This window comes from Devosia sp. (assembly GCF_017307565.1).
Taxonomy (GTDB): Bacteria; Pseudomonadota; Alphaproteobacteria; order Rhizobiales; family Devosiaceae; genus Devosia.
On sequence record NZ_JAFKHD010000285.1, the window covers coordinates 1 to 1,816 of the forward strand.

The following is a 1,816-nucleotide window of genomic DNA, read 5'->3' on the forward strand; positions in this document are numbered from 1 at the left end:
GCCTACCGCTCCGCCCATGACTTCTGCCCGTTGGCGCATTATCGCGCTGTTCTTCACCCATGCCCTGGCTGCCGGCGCGATCCATACGCGCATTCCCGACCTGCAGGTCGCCATGGGTCTTTCAGAGGGCCAGCTTGCCCTCGTACTGATGGGGCAGCCGCTTGGCGCGCTGACCATGTTCCTGTTCTCGCGCGCCATCATCGCGCGCTTCGGGCCGCGGCGTGCCATTCTGGCCGTGCTGCCCATCGTCATCATCACCGCGGCCCTCGCCACGATCCTCTTGTATCCCATCGCGCTCTTTGCGCTCCTGGCTCTCAATGGCCTTGGCTTCTCGCTCAGCAATATCGCCATGAATGTCGAGGCCGACCGGGTGGAAGCGGCCACGGGCGCGCGGGTGATGAACACCTGCCACGGCATCTGGAGCGTCGGTTTTCTTCTGACTTCGCTGCTCGGCGCCACGCTGCGCGGCATGCATGTCGATCCGGCCATTCACCTCTGGGCGCTGGTTCCGGTCCTGATTGCACTGCTGCTCTTCGTGGTTGTGCCCATGCCGGTCATGCCGCCGCGGCCCCATAGCGGGGAAAAGGTCAAGAAGCTGGCGCTGCCGACGCTGGCAACGCTGGGCCTCGTTGCCTTCGGGCTCGGGGCGGGCCTGACCGAGGGCGCTTCGCGCGCCTGGTCGATCATTTATCTGCGCGACAATTTTGAAGTCTCGCCCTTCATCGAATCCATGGCCCTGCCGGCACTGCTCGCGGCCATGGCGGCAGGCCGGCTCCTGGCCGACGGCCACGCGGTCGGGGTGGGGGCCACCTGGATGAAGGTCGGAGTCATGCGTGAGGCGGGCGCCCTCATCACTGATAGTCAGTTGCACCGCCCAGCGCGCCGCGACCTGGCTGCGCGCCCGTTCAAGCGCCTCGTCTTCCAATATCGCCGCATCGGGCGAATGTTCCGCGCTCGGCACCGCAACCAACCGGGCCATACCAAGAAGAGCCTTCAACCCTTTCTCGACTGACGGCGTGACGACCAACTCAGCTGTCACCTCGGCATTCCGTCCAGTCCAAGCCCGCATGGTTGCATTCGCGCTGCCGAGCCAGAGCCGCCGCTGCTGACCCTTGCGTATGAAGAGCAGCTTCGCGTGGAGGCCACTCCCGACCTCTTCCTCCTCGTCCTCGGCCAGCTCACTCCCATTTGCTGATGCAGCGATGGACGAATCAGTCTCGGGATCCCCATTAGGATAGTCGGGCGCTTCCAAAGCGAGGAGCTCGTCGAACGCTGCCAGCGATGGACCGACGCGCTCAATCTCGCGCATGGTCGTCAGCAGCACCCGTCGCACCGATTTCGCGCCGGCGGGCGCCTGCCGTTCAAGAAAGGGCTTGTCGATGAAAGGGCTTACCACCACGATCTCATCGGTTCCCATCGGCGGACTAGGGACCGTCTGATCTCCAAAGCCCGCCGACCAGCGAAGCCGCTCGACCCGCACGCCGGCCGGCATGCGCCACGGCACCTTCGCGATGCTGGCAGCCAGCGAAGCCGAGCGCAGTCCTTTGAGCGCAGCCCTTTCAGCCAGCGTGCGAGCCAACTCGTCCACGCCTGGAATCGAGGTCGCGCCCTTTTCCCCAGAAACGAGCAGTAGCCCGATGTCGCAATTTACACACTCCGTGAGATTCCGGCTGCCAATCCAGAGCCGCCAGCCGACCTCCTCGTTGACGCCGCGCGTTCGAACAAGTGCAGCCTTGGGATGCCAGCTATGTGTCGCCTCGTCGAAATCCACTTCGCGCACAAATTGGTCCAGCACCGCGGCGATGCGCGGCGTCCG

At 64.8% G+C, this 1,816-nt stretch carries 1 protein-coding gene; it reads left to right on the forward strand.

The window, feature by feature from the left end:
• A partial coding sequence (locus J0I64_RS08700) for an MFS transporter (protein ID WP_366933727.1) occupies positions 1 to 1,012 on the forward strand: 1,012 nt, incomplete at its 5' end.
• Positions 1,013 to 1,816 lie beyond the last annotated feature (804 nt).